The following is a 14,405-nucleotide window of genomic DNA, read 5'->3' as shown; positions in this document are numbered from 1 at the left end:
TGATCGGCGTGCTCACTGGGCGCGCCGATCCTCCTTGAGCAAGCCAGTTAGCAAGGAATTCGATATGGCAGAACATGATGTGGCGTCGCCGGGCCTGCCGGAGGCGTCGGATGACCACGACCCGAATCTGGGCACGCGCACGCCGCTGGACCGACTGGTAGGCAAGGGCACGCGCGCCGCGGCGTGGCTGGTATTGCTGGCGATGGCGATCAGCGTGTTCGAGGTGGTGATGCGCTATGGCCTCGACTCGCCGACCTCCTGGGTCCACGAGACGGTGATCTTCCTGGTCGCGACCAGCTTCGCGCTGGGCGGGCCGGCGGCGCTGGCCAACAACCGCCATATTCGCGTGCGTGTGCTCTACGACCTGGTCGGCACGCGCTTTCGCTACGTGCTGGACTGCTTCAATGACGTGATGACGCTCGTGTTCTGCATGGCGATGAGTTACGCAGGCTGGGTGATGTTCTGGCGCGCCTCGCACAGCCCGCTGGGGGAATGGCAGCTGGAGCGCTCCGGCACCTCGTGGAATCCGCCGTTTCCGGCGCTGACCAAGGGCGTGATCCTGTTCGCACTGGCGGTGATGACCCTGCAGGCGCTGTGGCATCTCTACCAGACCTTCTTCTCTCCCCGTCCGCCCGAAGGGGAAAGTGACGCCGCTGCCCACCCGGCACAAGAGACGCGTACCACGTCAGACAAGGAGCAGCGCTGATGGATATCGCAACGGCTACGATGCTGCTGGTCGGCGGCATCTTCGCGCTGCTGGTCACCGGCCTGCCGCTGGCCTTCGTCACCGGCCTGGTCGCGCTGGCCTACACCTTCGGCTGGTTCGGCCCGATGGCGCTGCCGCTGGTCACCAGTCGTGTCTATGGCTTCGTCACCGAGTATTCGCTGGTGGCGGTGCCGATGTTCGTGTTGATGGCCTCGCTGCTGGATCGCTCCGGCATCGCCAAGGACCTGTTCAATGCCATGCGCGTGATGGCAGGTCGCCTGCCCGGCGGCGTGGCGATCCAGACCATCGTGGTGGCGTTCTTCCTGGCGGCGATGTCCGGCATCATCGGCGGCGAGATCGTGCTGCTGGGGATTCTGGCGCTGCCGCAGATGCTCCGGCTCGGCTATGACAAGCACATCGCCATCGGCGTGGTGTGTGCCGGGGGCTCGCTGGGCACCATGATGCCGCCCTCCATCGTGCTGATCATCTATGGCCTGATCGCCAACCAGTCGATTGCCGATCTGTTCACCGCGGCGATCACCCCGGCCATCGTGCTGATGGCAAGCTATATCCTCTATGTGCTGATCCGCTGCCTGCGCAATCCCGCGCTGGGGCCGGTGATGCCCGAGGAGGAACGGCGTGCCAGCTTCCAGAGCAAGCGTGAGCTGCTCAAGGCCGTCGGCGTGCCGGCGATCATCGCGGGACTGGTGCTGGGTTCCATCTATGGCGGGGTGGCCTCGGTGACGGAGGCAGCGGCGATGGGCAGCTTCGGCGTGCTGGTGGCGGTGATGCTGCGGGGTGAATTCTCCATCACCCTGATGCAGCGTGCGCTGTCCCAGACCATGAACACCTGCGGCATGATCATCTGGATCGGTATCGGGGCGGCGGCGCTGGTCGGGGTCTACAACCTGATGGGCGGCAACCGCTTCGTGTCGAGCATGATTCTCGGCCTCGATATCCCGCCGTTGGCGATCATCATGGTGATGATGGCGATCCTGCTGCTGCTGGGGCTGTTCCTCGACTGGATCGGCATCGCGATGCTGACCCTGCCGATCTTCGTGCCGATCATCATCCAACTTGGCTATGACCCGGTATGGTTCGGCGTGCTGTTCGCGGTCAACATGCAGGTGTCCTTCCTGTCGCCTCCCTTCGGGCCTGCCGCCTTCTATCTGAAAGGCGTGGCACCGGAAGGCATCAGTCTCAAGGATATCTTCGTCTCGCTGCTGCCGTTCATCGCCATCCAGCTGTGCGTGCTGGCGATGTTGCTGCTGTGGCCGCAACTGTCACTGTGGCTGGTCTAGTCTCAACAGATGTTGCTGATGGCCGAAGACTCGACGCCCTCGCAGATGCGAGGGCGTCGTCGTTCGTGACGACAGGTTTGCGCTGCAATGTGGCGACGCGACATGCATCAGGGGATTTGTGCTCATTGTTGGTGCAAGCAAGCCGGCGGTGAATCAGAGTTGAGAGTTGAGAGGCCAGACTGTCATTGCGACTGCACCATCTTGGCACATTCCCTGCAATGCTCTTGGCAGGCTTGCCTGGCGCAACGAGACCGCACCGCGGGGATGCTTGGCACGCTGCAGCACTTCATGAGGAGAGTTCACATGTCAGAGACTCAAGCACCGCTGTTGTTGCTGACCGACCTGGATGGCTCGCTGCTGGACCATCACGATTACTCGCCGGGTCCGGCGCGCAGCTGGCTGACCCGCCTGCGTGCTCGCGGCGCCTGGGTCGTGCCCAATACCTCCAAGACCGCGGCTGAACTCACGCCCTTGATGCGCTCGCTGGGGCTGGCGGGTCAGCCCTGGATCGCCGAGAACGGAGGCGTCGTGGCGCTGCCGGCCTCCTGGCTCAGTGCCTATCCACTGGAGGAGGCCAGTGCCCCGGATGCGCACGGCCTGTGCCGTATCGCGGTGGCCATGCCGCGCCGCGCGATTCTCGAGGTGCTGGATGGATTGAGGGAGGAGTTCGCCTTTGAAGGCTTTGCCGCGATGTCGGTGGCAAGAATCAGCGAGCTGACGGGGCTGGGGGAGGCGGATGCGGCGCTGGCGGGGGAGCGTGATGCCAGTGAACCGCTGGTATGGCAGGACGCGCCGGAGCGCCTCGAGGAGTTCCGCACGCGCCTGGCCAGCCATGGCCTCAAGCTGACGCGGGGCGGGCGTTTCCATCATGTGACGGGCGACACTGACAAGGGGGTGGCGGCGCGCTATCTGATCGCGCGCTACCGGCTCTGTGAGCGGGTGCGTCCCTGGACACTGGGCTTCGGTGATGGCGCCAATGACCTGCCATTGCTGGCCGCGGTCGATAACGCTGTCCTGATCCCCGGCGTCGGTGATACCTCACAGCGCGATCGGGAGCTTGCCGAGTATCCGCTACTGGCGGATGAACGCCGCTGTTTTCGCGCCAATCACCCCGGGCCGCAGGGATGGGTCGAGGGATTGCGTCACTGGCTGGCCAATGGCCAGCCGGAAGAATGGACATCCAGAGGCCTGCGCGCCTGACGCCTGCCTGATGCGTGTCTTCGGTATGACAAGGAGCTGACATGAGCGATTTTTACCAGAATGGCATCATCACCAACTTCCATAACCTGACCGACCGTCCGGTGGAGGACCTTGAAGCGGATCTGATGCGCTTCTCCCGCAAGCGGCCGATGAGCCTGATTCTGCCGTCGCTGTATTCCGAGCTGGAAGGCCCCGCGCTCAAGCACATCGTCGATGAGCTGGCGCAGGTGCCGTATCTCAGCGAGATCGTGATCGGGCTGGATCGTGCCGACCGCGACCAGTTCGAGCATGCCAAGGAGTTCTTCTCTCACCTGCCACAGCATCACCGTATCCTGTGGAACGACGGGCCGCGCCTGCGTGCACTGGATGAAGAGCTGACCGAGCATGGTCTGGCACCGATGGAGGCCGGCAAGGGGCGCAACGTCTGGTATTGCTCCGGTTACGTGCAGTCATCAGGCATCGCCGAGGCGGTGGCACTGCATGACTGCGATATCGTCACCTATGATCGCGGCCTGCTGGCGCGCCTGATCTACCCGGTCGCCCATCCGCAGTTCAACTACGAATTCTGCAAGGGCTACTATTCGCGCATCGCCCAGGGCAAGCTCAATGGTCGCGTGGCACGTCTGATGGTCACGCCGTTGATCCGTGCGCTCAAGAAGGTCTATGGCCCGCTGCCGTATCTGGATTATCTCGACAGCTATCGTTATCCGCTGTCCGGTGAGTTCTCGATGCGCACCGACGTGCTGGCGGACATTCGCATCCCCAGCGACTGGGGGCTGGAGATCGGCGTGCTGTCCGAGGTGCATCGCAACTATTCCACCAAGCGTCTGTGCCAGGTGGACATCGCCGATGCCTATGATCACAAGCATCAGCCGCTGTCCGAGGAAGATGCGCTGGGCGGCCTCAATCGCATGAGTCTGGATATCGCCAAGGCCATGTATCGCAAGCTGGCGACGCTGGGGGTCGAGATTCATGGCGAGACTTTCCGCACCATCAAGGCGACCTACTATCGCATCGCGCTGGATCTGATCGAGACCTATTACAACGACGCCGTCATGAATGGCCTGACGGTGGATCGTCACAGCGAGGAAGCGGCAGTGGAGCTGTTCGCCGCCAACATCATGGATGCCGGCAGCGCCTTCCTCGACAACCCGCGTGACAAGCCCTTCATTCCGAGCTGGAATCGGGTGCAGTCCGCGGTGCCGGACCTGCTCGAGCGCATGCATGAAGCGGTGGAGCTGGACAACCAGTAACGACACCTTTCACCAACCGCTCACGTGGGTCACGCACGTTGCGGCAGACACGGGAAGGTAAAACGACAACGGGGCTGCCACTGGCAGCCCCGTTGTCGTTGGCGGGCACGTCGTCAGGTCAGACGACCTCGATGGCCGGTGGGCGCACCGACTGCTCCATCAGCCAGGCTGCCTGATAGGGGCGGCGCGCCATGGCGGGGTCGAAGGCCTTGTCATGACACAGGTGGTCGGTCAACGCGAGGCCCTGCCAGCTTTCCGGCAAGGGCAGCACACGCGGCTGGTCGGTGACATTGAGAGCGAACAGCAGGCGGCGTCCCTCGTGGGTGACGCGCTCGAAGACGAAGAAGTCCGGCCCCAGGTCGAACACCTGCTGATGGGCATCGGGGTGGAAGCACGGCTCCTCGCGGCGCAGCGTCATGCGACGCTTCAAGGCATGGAAGACCTCATGGGTCGCGGTGTTGGGGCTGGACAGCAGGGCTTCCAGTTCATCGCGCTGCCACTTGCGGCGGTTGATGGCGCGCAGATGCCCGTCGCGTTCGACCCCTTCCTGGTGATTGGGGGTGGCGGTCAGTGAATGAAGATAGAGGCCGGGAATGCCCTGCAGGCTCAGCATCAGGGTCTGACTGGCGATGAAGCGCTCGATCTGCCACGGGTCCCGTCCACGCCGCGTGCCCTTGAGGGCATCGAAATAGCTGATGTTCAGCTCATAGGGGGTGTCGGCGCGTCCCGGGTTGGCGCGCATGCTGACGTAGCCACCGAAGTCGTGCACCAGTCGCACGAGGGTATCGCGCTCATGGTCCGGCAGCAGGCCTTCCAGCGCACGCACGCCGATGCCATCGTGGCTGGCCGTGAAGTTGAAGTAGCTGCATCCCGCCGGCAGAGAGGGCAGGCTGGCGGCCCACTCGGTCAGTGCACTGGCATCCCCGGAGGTCAGGGTATGCAGAGTCAGCGGCGGCAGCGTGAACTGATAGATCATGTGGGCTTCATCGGCCTGGGCGCTGCCCTCGAGGGAGGTCAGGTCCTGCTCGGAAAGGCGATCCAGGCCGAAATACGACATGTTCTCGGCGTGGGGCACGTTGGTTTCCGTGATCAGCAGGCTGCCGGGGGCCAGATGATCCACGATGGCGCGCAGCAGGCGGACCACGGCATGCGTCTCCGGCAGATGCACGCAGGAGGTGCCCAGACGCTTCCACAGGAAGGCCACGGCATCGAGGCGGATCATGCGCGCGCCCTGCTCGAGGTAATAGAGCAGGATACCGATGAACTCCAGCAGGACGTCGGGGTTGGCGAAGTTGAGGTCGATCTGGTCATCCGAGAAGGTTGCCCACAGATGACGCAGGCCACGACGGGTATGCACCGGCGTGAGCAGGGCCGAGGGGCGTGGTCGCACCACGCTGGAGACGTCCGTTTCCGGGTCCATCTCGATGAAGTAATCGCGGCCGGGTTGCACGCCGGCCAGATAATCGGCGAACCACAGCGATTCCCGCGAGCAGTGGTTGATGACGAGGTCCGCCATCAGGTCACGTTGCTCGCTCAGACGCTGGATGTCCTGCCAGTCGCCGAGGGCCGGATTGACCTCACGGTAGTGGATGACGCTGAAGCCGTCGTCGCTGCTCCAGGGGAAGAAGGGCAGGACGTGCACCCCGGAGAGGCAGTCACCCAGACGGCTCGCGAGGAAGTCATTCAGGGTGGCCAGCGGGGCCTCGCCTTCCTGTTGCACGCTGTCGCCGTAGGTGATCAGCCACTGATCGCGTTCGCTCCACAGCGGTTCGCCCTCGGGAACCCGGGGGGCAAGACGCGAACGATGCAGCTCCATCAGTGTCTCGAGACGCCGCAGCACCTCATCCTTGCGCTCGGGATAGATCACCGCCAGCAGCGTCTCGGCGTGGCGGGCGAAGGCATCGTTCGAGAGCGGGTGTGACAGGGAGCGTGGGCCCGGTCGAGCGGCGTGTGAGGAAGAGGTGGAAGGATCGGGAGGTGGCATGTCGGGCATGAGCGGTCCTCGAAGTCATCAGTGCATGTGACTTGACCATGCAAGACGACGGCCAGCCCACTGGTGCAGGCTGGCCGTCGTCGAGTCATGGCGGGTGAAACCGGCGGGGAAAGCCATGTGATCAGCTCCTGTCAGGCCATGGAGCCGATCAGGCCCACCCGCACTGCTTGCGAAGTGCTCGCGAAGTGCCTGCGAAGTGCCTGCGAGCGGGTCGCGGGCTACCTGCGAACGACTCGATACAGGATCAGCAGGATGATGGCACCGAGCACGGCGATGACGAAGCTTGCCAGATTGAAGCCGGTGACATCTCCGAAGCCGAGCTGCGTGCCGATCCATCCCCCTACCACGGCACCCAGGATGCCGATGATGCTGGTGACGATGATGCCACCGGGGTCCTTGCCGGGCATGATGACCTTGGCGATGATGCCGGCGATCAGTCCGAAGATGATCCAGGCGATGATTCCCATGTCGCGTCTCCTTGCGTCATTAGTAAGCACTTGGTCGTGAAGATCATTCACTCATGTGGCGAGCATCCTTGTGGGAGTTTCTCGCCGGCCTCGGTTCTCGGGAGTCTATGCGGATTCCTCTTCCGCTCCTCAAGGCTAACGCAGATAGGATCTGACTGACATAGGCTCCCGTGCACGAGTCTTAACGGTTACAATGGCGCCCATTCCATGTCTTTCGGCTGTGCTGCCGTGGCCCGACGCTGCTCGGCAGTACCGGAAGCCGAAGTACGCAACGCCGCCACCTCGCACTCAAGCAGGCTCCCAACAATGCACTGTCCCTTCTGTGGAACTCATGAAACCAAGGTCACGGATTCCCGGCTGGTGGTCGAGGGTGACCAGGTGCGTCGTCGTCGCCAGTGCGCGGCCTGCGGCGAGCGTTTCACGACCTACGAGACGGCAGAGCTGGTCATGCCGCGAGTGGTCAAGGGTGACGGTTCCCGTGAGAGCTTCGATGAGCACAAGCTGCGGGCAGGCATGTTGCGCGCGCTGGAGAAGCGTCCTGTCTCCTCGGAGCTGATCGAGGCGGCTGTCGAGCGTATCCGTCAGCGTCTGCGCGCCACGGGGGAGCGTGAGATCGAGGCGCGCCGGATCGGCGACGAAGTGATGCAGCAGCTCAAGCGGCTGGATCAGGTCGCCTATATCCGCTTTGCCTCCGTCTATCGCCGGTTTCAGGATCTGGACGAATTCCGTGCCGAGATCGACCGCCTCGCCCAGGAGCCCAGTTTCCTGCCCGGCGAGGAAGACAGCCGCTCCTGATCCGCGCATCGCCCGACCGTCCTGCGGTCCGACTGTCGGGCCGGTCCATGTTGTCGTCACACGCCGATAGGTATTGCATGTCCCTCACCTCTCATGACACCGCAGTCGACCAGGAGCCTGGTCGCGATATTCGCCACATGGCGCATGCCTTGCGCCTTGCGCGCCTGGGAAGCTACACCACCCATCCCAATCCACGGGTCGGGTGCGTGCTGGTCGACCCTGTCACTGACAAGGTGATCGCCACCGGCTTTCATGTGCGCGCCGGGGAAGGGCATGCCGAGGTCAACGCCTTGGCCGCCGCCGGTGAGCAAGCCTTGGGCTGCGTGGCCTACGTGACGCTGGAGCCCTGCTCGCACACCGGGCGAACCGGGCCATGCTCACGCGCCTTGATCGCGGCGGGCATCTCGCGGGTGGTGATCGCCATGCGGGACCCGAATCCGCAGGTGGCCGGGCGTGGCATCGCCATGCTTCAGGGCGCTGGCATCGCCGTGACGGTGGGCGTGCTGGAGCAGGAGGCGCGTGCGCTCAATCCCGGCTTCCTGTCGCGCATGGAGCGCGGGCGCCCCTTCGTGCGTCTCAAGCAGGCCATGAGTCTGGACGGTCGCACCGCGATGGCCTCCGGTGAATCCCAGTGGATCACCGGCCCGGAAGCGCGCAGCGCCGTTCAGCGACTGCGCGCACGCTCCAGCGTGGTGATGAGCGGTATCGAGTCGGTCATCTTCGATGATTCGCGCCTCAACGTGCGCGCCGAGCAGCTGGGGCTGGAGGCGCATCCGCTGGGGCTCGAGGCGCTGGTGGCGCGTCAGCCGTTGCGCGTGGTGGTGGATACGCATCTGCGCCTGCCACTGGCGGCGCGAATCCTTGAGCAGGACGGCAGAACCCTGGTGGTCTGTGTCGCGGATGAGACAGCGGCTCAGGCAGAACGGCGCAGACTGTTGGAAGCGGCCGGCGCCGAGGTGCTGGCGTTGCCGGCGGGCCCGGAGGGACGTGTGGATCTCGAGGCGCTGTTGCGCCATCTGGCCGAGCACGAGCAGGCCAATGAGGTCCTGCTGGAGACCGGTGCGGTGCTTGCCGGTGCCATGCTCAGTGCCGGACTGGTGGATGAGATGCAGCTGTTCATGGCGCCGACGCTGCTGGGCGGGGAGGCGCGTCCGTTGCTGGCCCTGCCTGGACTCGAGCACATGGCGCAGCAGCGGCGGGTCGAGATCCGCGAGATTCGTGCCGTGGGGCGCGACTGGCGCATTACGGCAGTGCCCGACAACGGCGAGCCTGTCGGCTGAACTGACTGAGAGAAATTGCCTGCCAGCGCAAGGACTTGCCGCTGTCTGGCGACAGTGGCGTCGCGGGGCGCTGGCGCAAAACCGGGTGGCGGGGTACCCTGACGCCCGACTTTTTGATAACACGCGTGGGCCGGGCAACCGTCGGCGCGGTCCGAAATGTGGAGCAAGCATGGCGCTATCAGGCATCGCAGCACTCGTCGAGGATATCCGGCAGGGCAAGATGGTCATCCTCATGGATGACGAGGATCGTGAGAACGAAGGCGACATCATCATCGCCGCGGAAGCCGTGACAGCCGAGCACATCAACTTCATGGCGCGTCATGCGCGTGGCTTGATCTGCATGCCGATGTCGCGTGAGCATTGCGAGCAGCTCCAGCTGCCCTTGATGGTGCAGGCCAACGGTTCCGGCTTCGGCACCAAGTTCACGCTCTCCATCGAAGCCACCGAAGGCGTCACCACCGGTATCTCCGCCGCTGATCGCGCACGTACCGTGCAGGCGGCTGCCGCCCGCAACGCCCGTCCGCAGGATATCGTCCAGCCGGGGCATATCTTCCCGCTGATGGCGGAGCCGGGTGGCGTGCTGCGTCGTGCCGGCCACACCGAGGCGGCCTGTGATCTGGCCTCCATGGCGGGCTTTGGCGCGACCGGCGTGATCTGTGAGGTCATGAACGACGACGGCAGCATGGCGCGTCGTGAGGAGCTCGAGCGCTTTGCCGCCGAGCATGATCTCAAGGTCGGCACCATCGCGGACCTGATCGAATACCGCATCCACAACGAACAGACCGTGGAAGTGCTGGACAGCGAGCAGGTCGAGACGGCCTTCGGCGAGCTGACGCTGCACTGCTTCAGCGATCGCATCCAGGGCCGTCACCATCTGGCGCTGGTCAAGGGCACGCCGACGCCTGACGCCTTGACCACCGTGCGTGTGCATGTGGAGGACCCGATGCGTGACCTCCTGACCCTGCGTCAGCCGGGCAGCAGCAGCTGGGCGCTCCATGATGCACTGTCACAGGTCGCTGCCGCTGATGCGGGCGTGCTGGTGCTGCTGGATACCGGCAGTGATTCACAGGATTACAAGGAACGTCTCGATGTCTTCCTCGGACGACGTCGTACGCCGCGCACCAACGAATCCGATGGTGCGGGCAACTATCTGACTACCGGTACCGGTGCCCAGATCCTCAGGGATCTCGGCGTTGGCCGGATGCGTCTGCTCAGCTCGCCGTGGAAGTTCTCTGCGCTGTCCGGTTTCGGCCTCGAAGTGGTCGAGCTGATCGGCAGTGATGACGCGGCCAGTGGCACAGACACCGTGGGTGCATAAGGCCCCGGCACTACCCAAATGGCGGGAGTGGGGACCAGTCGCGGTCGTCGCTCCCGGTATGATTGATATCTCCGCCCCGGTTCGCCGGGGCGCTAGCATTGTGGACTGACCATGCAACCGATTGCTCAACTCGAAGGCACCTTCACCAATGTCGATGGCCGTTACGTCATCGTCGTCGGGCGTTTCAACCACCACGTCGTCGATAGCCTGGTGGAAGGCGCGGTCGATTCCCTCGTACGCCACGGCGTCGATGAGGAAAACATCGACCTGATCCACGTGCCGGGCGCCTGGGAAATCCCGCTGGCCGTCAAGGCCGTGCTGGCCAAGGTCAAGCCGCACGCCGTCATCACGCTGGGCGCGGTGATTCGTGGTGGCACACCGCACTTTGAATATGTCGCCGGTGAATGCAACTCCGCCCTGTCTCGTCTGCAGCTCGAGTTCGACACGCCGGTGGCCAATGGCGTGCTGACGGTCAACTCCATCGAGCAGGCCATCGAGCGTGCGGGCACCAAGGCCGGCAACAAGGGCACTGAAGCCGCGATGGCCGCCATGGAAATGGTCTCGCTGCTCAAGGCCATGGGAGGTGATGCATGAGCGAACGTCAGCAACGTTCCGAGCGTGAACCGTCCAAGCAGCAGCAGGCACGCCGTGCCGCGCGCGAGCTGGCGGTCCAGGGCATCTACCAGTGGCAGATGACCGGCAAGAGCATGACCACCATCGAAGCCGAGTTTCGCGGTCAGCAGGTCGATGACGATGTCGAGCTGCACGAGAACTGGGTCGAGGTGATGCGCATCGCTGACCAGGCGCTGTTCCATGAGCTGCTGCACAACGTGCCGCGTTTCCAGAAAGAGCTGGATGCCAGCATCAGCCCGCTGCTGGATCGTCGTCTTCAGGATCTCGACGAGATCGAGCTGGCCATCCTGCGTCTCGGCGCCTACGAGCTCTCCAGGCGCATGGAAGTGCCGTACCGTGTCGCCATCAACGAAGGGGTCGAGCTGGCCAAGACCTTCGGTGCCACCGATGGTCACAAGTACGTCAACGGGATCCTCGACAAGCTGGCAGTCAAGCTGCGCAGCGCCGAGGTGACCCAGGCCCGCCTGCGCTGACATGCCGGGCGAATTCGAGTTGATCGCCCGCTACTTCCAGCGCGATCTGTCCGGGGCACCGGGCGTGCTGCTGGGGCCGGGTGACGACTGTGCGCTCCTCGCCGCCGGTGATGGCATGCAGCTGGCGATCAGTGTCGATACCTCCGTGGCGGGCGTTCACTTCCCGCCGGATGCTCCGGCGTCCTCGATCGGGCATCGCGCCCTGGCGGTCAATCTTTCCGATCTGGCCGCCATGGGGGCGACGCCGCGCTGGGCGTTGCTGGCCTTGACGCTGCCGGAGGTCGACGAGGACTGGCTGCATGGCTTCGCTGCCGGCTTCCATGCGCTGGCCGAACGTCATGGCATCGCCCTGGTCGGGGGCGATGTCACACGCGGCCCGCTCTCCATCACGATCACCGTGCATGGCGAGCTGCCGCTGGTGCTGGAGGATGCAGGCCATCCGGATAGCGTATCCCGCCCCATCCTGCGACGTGATGGTGCCCGTGAAGGCGACCTGGTGGTCATCACGGGCGCACCGGGAATGGCGCATGCCGGTCTGAAGGCATGGCAGTCCGGCACGCGGGATGTGCTGGACCCGTGTCTGGCCGCCTATCTGCGTCCGGAGCCGCGTGTGGAGGCGGGCCTCGCACTGCGCCAGCTGGCCAGTGCGGGCCTGGATGTCTCCGATGGCGTGATGGGTGACCTGGCACACATCTGTCGTGCCAGTCAGCTGTCGGCGGCGCTGGAGCTTGGCGAACTGCCGCTGGCGCCGGAGCTGATGGCGGCGCTGGGCGAGCAGGGCGCGCGCGAGGCGGTCCTCAATGGCGGTGATGATTACGAGTTGCTGCTGACGATGCCGGAAGAGCATCTCGAGAGCGCCATCAACGCGCTGCGCCCCCTGAATCTGTCCTTGAGCGTCATCGGGCGCATGCAGGCAGTGGAGGGAAGCGAGCCGCGTGTCATCCTCGAGCAGGAAGGGGTCGAGCAGGCCGCCGCGGGACGCAGCTGGCAGCACTTCCCGCCGGCGGATGCCACGGAGGTGAGCTCATGAATCGTGCACCTGCCAGTGTCTGGCGTCGTCCCGTCCATTTCCTGGCCTTCGGGCTCGGCAGTGGCACGGCGCCCTTTGCGCCCGGCACCTTCGGCACCCTGGCCGCCATTCCGTTCTATTGGATGATGGCGGGACTGGGGCTCTGGCCCTACATCGCCATCGTGGTGGCCGCCTCCGTTCTCGGGATCTGGATCTGTGATCGCACCTCGAAGGATCTGGGCGTCCACGATCATTCCGGCATCGTCTGGGATGAATTCGTCGGCTACTGGATCACCATGGTCGCCGTGCCGTTTTCATGGCAGGCTGCCCTCTGGGGGTTCGTGGTCTTCCGGGTCTTCGACATTCTCAAGCCATGGCCGATCCGCTGGGCTGACCGTCGTGTGGCGGGGGGATTCGGCATCATGCTCGATGACATCTTCGCCGGCATCTTCGCCTGGTCGACCATGCATCTATGGCTGTGGCTGCATTGAACAGGAAGCGAGGCACTGCGTGGTGGGTGTGACGCTTCAACAATGATAAACAAGGGATAACAACGATGGGCAAGGGACTCGTAACTGCGGCGGCTGTCGTCGTCATCGGTGCTGCCGGCTATGTCGGTGGCGTGGCGTATTCCAGTCAGCGTTTCGAAGACGAGATGGCGCGAATGGTGGCGGAGCTCGACAGCAGCGCCGACATCAAGGCCAGCCGCGATGACGTGCAGAGCGGCTGGTTCGACTCGAGCGGTCGACTCAAGATGGAGCTTGCCACGGGGGAGCAGCAAGGGCCCGTGCGTGTCGTGCTGCCTTATGAAGCCGGTCATGGCCTGCTCTCCACCAGCATGAAGGGCAACATCAAGCTGCAGTACGGTACACCGGCCCGCGATGTGCTTTCCGAGGTCATCGGGGATGGAAAGGCCATCGCCTTCGATGGCAGCGTCGACAATTTCAGCGGTGCCAGTGATACCACGGTGACACTGCCTGTCTTTGAATGGCAGGACCCGGAAAGCGGCACGCGCTTCGACTTCAAGGGCGGCGAGCTGACGGCGTCACATGATGGCGGTGATACTCCCGAGATCACCGTCGACGGCGAGGTCTCTCCCTTCGAGATCACCAATGGTGACGAGAAGATCAGCGTCGGTACCCTGAGCCTGAACGGTCTTTATCGTGGTGCGGACAACGACTTCCGCCAGGATGACAAGATCGAGCTGGATACGCTGACCATCGACAATGGCATGGGGCAGCCGCCGGTGGTGGCGACCGATATCAGCTATTCCGGCGAGACGCGGCTCGACCCGACCGAGCTTCGCTATCTGATGAAGCTGGCCGTGCAGGACGTGAGTGCCGGTGATCAGCAGATGGCCAGCGGCAGTCTGGCGCTGTCGATCGACCGTCTTCAGGGCGCGGCGGTCTATGATTTCATCACTCAGCTGCAGGGCCTGCTGGAAGAAGCCGGCAAGCCGTTTGAAGAGCTGACGGAAGATCAGCAGGTCGCCATGCTCGAGAAGGTCGAGGCGCCGCTGTTCACCATGCTGAGCACGTCTCCTCGTCTGACGCTGGAGTCCCTCAAGGCGCGCAGCGAAGTCTTCGGTGTCGACATGCAGGGTGAGGGGCAGCTGATTCTCGATGGGGCCGGGATGACCGATCTGAGCATCGCCGAACTGCAGACCATCGAAGGGCAGCGTGCCTTCCTGGATCGCATGAGTGGACGTTTCGAATTCCGCAATGTGCCGCCGATGCTGGCGATGATGGCGGGCATCCCGCCGGACTCCGCTGACAAGAACCTGGTGCTGACCATCGATGGGGATGCGCTGCTCGTCAATGGCAAGCCGATCTATTGAGCCAGCCTGACTGAGCCGGTCAGATTGAGTCGGTCTGACTGAGCCGGACTGACTGAGCCGGCCTGTCTTTCACAGGTGGCTGAGCCACCTTCGGATCTGACCGTACCCTTCTGTCTGCCATCGTGCTGGACAGCTGACAA

Annotated in this window: 14 protein-coding genes; 12 read left to right on the top strand and 2 right to left on the bottom strand. The window is 64.0% G+C overall.

Going from position 1 to position 14,405, the window contains the following annotated elements:
* Window positions 1–64: 64 nt before the first annotated feature.
* From BOH68_RS13145 to BOH68_RS13130, 4 genes are all read left to right on the top strand, one after another.
* A complete protein-coding gene (locus BOH68_RS13145; protein ID WP_077375017.1) occupies window positions 65–706 on the top strand; it encodes a TRAP transporter small permease subunit in 642 nt (213 codons plus the stop codon).
* Complete coding sequence (locus BOH68_RS13140; protein WP_077375014.1) at window positions 706–2,007, top strand: TRAP transporter large permease; 1,302 nt, start codon at window positions 706–708, stop codon at window positions 2,005–2,007. The genes BOH68_RS13145 and BOH68_RS13140 overlap by 1 nt, the downstream gene beginning before the upstream one ends.
* Before the next feature lie 303 nt (window positions 2,008–2,310).
* Window positions 2,311–3,207 (top strand): HAD-IIB family hydrolase, encoded by an 897-nt coding sequence (locus BOH68_RS13135; RefSeq protein WP_170877394.1) that lies wholly within the window; start codon window positions 2,311–2,313, stop codon window positions 3,205–3,207.
* Between the two features lie 41 nt (window positions 3,208–3,248).
* On the top strand, window positions 3,249–4,460 hold the full coding sequence (locus tag BOH68_RS13130; protein WP_077375009.1) for a glycosyltransferase family protein: 1,212 nt from the start codon (window positions 3,249–3,251) through the stop codon (window positions 4,458–4,460).
* 118 nt (window positions 4,461–4,578) lie between these two features.
* Here BOH68_RS13130 and BOH68_RS13125 read toward each other — a convergent pair whose 3' ends face one another.
* Complete coding sequence (locus BOH68_RS13125; protein ID WP_254696543.1) at window positions 4,579–6,453, bottom strand: sugar phosphorylase; 1,875 nt, start codon at window positions 6,451–6,453, stop codon at window positions 4,579–4,581.
* Between the two features lie 218 nt (window positions 6,454–6,671).
* Window positions 6,672–6,920 carry a GlsB/YeaQ/YmgE family stress response membrane protein gene (locus BOH68_RS13120; protein ID WP_077375006.1) on the bottom strand — a complete coding sequence of 83 codons (249 nt, stop codon included), beginning with the start codon at window positions 6,918–6,920 and terminating at the stop codon, window positions 6,672–6,674.
* Between the two features lie 306 nt (window positions 6,921–7,226).
* Between BOH68_RS13120 and nrdR the strand changes: the two genes are divergently transcribed.
* From nrdR to BOH68_RS13080, 8 genes are all read left to right on the top strand, one after another.
* Complete coding sequence (gene nrdR / locus BOH68_RS13115; RefSeq protein ID WP_077375003.1) at window positions 7,227–7,715, top strand: transcriptional regulator NrdR; 489 nt, start codon at window positions 7,227–7,229, stop codon at window positions 7,713–7,715.
* A 77-nt stretch (window positions 7,716–7,792) separates the two neighbouring features.
* On the top strand, window positions 7,793–8,995 hold the full coding sequence (ribD, locus tag BOH68_RS13110) for a bifunctional diaminohydroxyphosphoribosylaminopyrimidine deaminase/5-amino-6-(5-phosphoribosylamino)uracil reductase RibD (protein WP_077375001.1): 1,203 nt from the start codon (window positions 7,793–7,795) through the stop codon (window positions 8,993–8,995).
* Between the two features lie 169 nt (window positions 8,996–9,164).
* A complete protein-coding gene (gene ribBA / locus BOH68_RS13105; protein ID WP_077374998.1) occupies window positions 9,165–10,313 on the top strand; it encodes a bifunctional 3,4-dihydroxy-2-butanone-4-phosphate synthase/GTP cyclohydrolase II in 1,149 nt (382 codons plus the stop codon).
* 111 nt (window positions 10,314–10,424) lie between these two features.
* On the top strand, window positions 10,425–10,907 hold the full coding sequence (gene ribH / locus BOH68_RS13100; protein ID WP_043331374.1) for a 6,7-dimethyl-8-ribityllumazine synthase: 483 nt from the start codon (window positions 10,425–10,427) through the stop codon (window positions 10,905–10,907).
* Window positions 10,904–11,419, top strand: a complete 516-nt coding sequence (gene nusB, locus BOH68_RS13095) for a transcription antitermination factor NusB (protein ID WP_077374995.1) — start codon at window positions 10,904–10,906, stop codon at window positions 11,417–11,419. Before ribH ends, nusB begins: the two co-directional genes overlap by 4 nt.
* 1 nt (window position 11,420) lies before the next feature.
* Window positions 11,421–12,449 carry a thiamine-phosphate kinase gene (gene thiL, locus BOH68_RS13090; RefSeq protein ID WP_077374992.1) on the top strand — a complete coding sequence of 343 codons (1,029 nt, stop codon included), beginning with the start codon at window positions 11,421–11,423 and terminating at the stop codon, window positions 12,447–12,449.
* Window positions 12,446–12,919 carry a phosphatidylglycerophosphatase A family protein gene (locus tag BOH68_RS13085; RefSeq protein ID WP_077374989.1) on the top strand — a complete coding sequence of 158 codons (474 nt, stop codon included), beginning with the start codon at window positions 12,446–12,448 and terminating at the stop codon, window positions 12,917–12,919. The genes thiL and BOH68_RS13085 overlap by 4 nt, the downstream gene beginning before the upstream one ends.
* Window positions 12,920–12,984: 65 nt before the next feature.
* Complete coding sequence (locus tag BOH68_RS13080; RefSeq protein WP_077374986.1) at window positions 12,985–14,265, top strand: DUF945 family protein; 1,281 nt, start codon at window positions 12,985–12,987, stop codon at window positions 14,263–14,265.
* Window positions 14,266–14,405: the final 140 nt, after the last annotated feature.

This window comes from Cobetia sp. MM1IDA2H-1 (assembly GCF_002916775.2).
GTDB classification, from domain to species: domain Bacteria; phylum Pseudomonadota; class Gammaproteobacteria; order Pseudomonadales; family Halomonadaceae; genus Cobetia; species Cobetia marina.
The sequence above is the reverse complement of the archived record's forward strand: the minus strand, read 5'-3'. Positions and strand labels throughout refer to the sequence as shown.

Bases quoted from the DNA above. Each gene is read 5' to 3' on its own strand.
- BOH68_RS13145 (WP_077375017.1), top strand. From the start codon at position 65: ATGGCAGAACATGATGTGGCGTCGCCGGGCCTGCCGGAGGCGTCGGAT.
- BOH68_RS13140 (WP_077375014.1), top strand. From the start codon at position 706: ATGGATATCGCAACGGCTACGATGCTGCTGGTCGGCGGCATCTTCGCG.
- BOH68_RS13135 (WP_170877394.1), top strand. From the start codon at position 2,311: ATGTCAGAGACTCAAGCACCGCTGTTGTTGCTGACCGACCTGGATGGC.
- BOH68_RS13130 (WP_077375009.1), top strand. From the start codon at position 3,249: ATGAGCGATTTTTACCAGAATGGCATCATCACCAACTTCCATAACCTG.
- BOH68_RS13125 (WP_254696543.1), bottom strand. From the start codon at position 6,453: ATGCCCGACATGCCACCTCCCGATCCTTCCACCTCTTCCTCACACGCC.
- BOH68_RS13120 (WP_077375006.1), bottom strand. From the start codon at position 6,920: ATGGGAATCATCGCCTGGATCATCTTCGGACTGATCGCCGGCATCATC.
- nrdR (WP_077375003.1), top strand. From the start codon at position 7,227: ATGCACTGTCCCTTCTGTGGAACTCATGAAACCAAGGTCACGGATTCC.
- ribD (WP_077375001.1), top strand. From the start codon at position 7,793: ATGTCCCTCACCTCTCATGACACCGCAGTCGACCAGGAGCCTGGTCGC.
- ribBA (WP_077374998.1), top strand. From the start codon at position 9,165: ATGGCGCTATCAGGCATCGCAGCACTCGTCGAGGATATCCGGCAGGGC.
- ribH (WP_043331374.1), top strand. From the start codon at position 10,425: ATGCAACCGATTGCTCAACTCGAAGGCACCTTCACCAATGTCGATGGC.
- nusB (WP_077374995.1), top strand. From the start codon at position 10,904: ATGAGCGAACGTCAGCAACGTTCCGAGCGTGAACCGTCCAAGCAGCAG.
- thiL (WP_077374992.1), top strand. From the start codon at position 11,421: ATGCCGGGCGAATTCGAGTTGATCGCCCGCTACTTCCAGCGCGATCTG.
- BOH68_RS13085 (WP_077374989.1), top strand. From the start codon at position 12,446: ATGAATCGTGCACCTGCCAGTGTCTGGCGTCGTCCCGTCCATTTCCTG.
- BOH68_RS13080 (WP_077374986.1), top strand. From the start codon at position 12,985: ATGGGCAAGGGACTCGTAACTGCGGCGGCTGTCGTCGTCATCGGTGCT.